Origin of the sequence: Kitasatospora nipponensis (assembly GCF_039528135.1) — a bacterium.
GTDB lineage: Bacteria > Actinomycetota > Actinomycetes > Streptomycetales > Streptomycetaceae > Kitasatospora > Kitasatospora nipponensis.
The window spans coordinates 1-512 of the sequence record NZ_BAAALF010001185.1 but is presented as its reverse complement, the minus strand read 5'-3'; the positions used below and the strand labels follow the sequence as shown (position 1 = coordinate 512).

General features: G+C 69.3%; 1 protein-coding gene. It reads right to left on the bottom strand.

Annotated elements, in window-relative coordinates; translation table 11 throughout:
- On the bottom strand, positions 1 to 512 hold a 512-nt coding region (locus tag ABD323_RS45570), incomplete at both ends, for an AMP-binding protein (protein WP_344447794.1).

Here is a 512-nt window from a genome sequence, read left to right as displayed (position 1 = left end):
CTCCCGTGCGACACCACCACACCCTTGGGACGCCCCGTCGAACCCGACGTATGCAACACATACGCCGGCAGACCCGCCGGCAACGCGCCACCACGCTCCCCATCCACCACCACATCACCCGACAGAGCAGCCAACTCCTCCACCACCTCCGGCGAGTCCAACACCAGCCGCTCCACACCCCCCTCCGGCACACGCCCAGCAGTACCCGCCAGAGCCAGCACCACCACCGGAGACGCGTCCTCCACCACATACGCGATCCGCTCCACCGGGTACTCCGGATCCACCGGCACGTACGCCGCACCCGACTTCAACACCGCGAGCAACGCCACCACCAGATCAACCGAACGCGGCAGCACCAACGCCACCCGCCGCCCCGCACCCACACCACGCCCCAGCAACAACCGCGCCAGGCGATTCGCCCGAACCTCCAACTCCCCGTAGGACACCGCCACCCCACCGGACACCACCGCCACCGCATCCGGCGTCCGCGCCACCTGAGCCTCGAACAACCC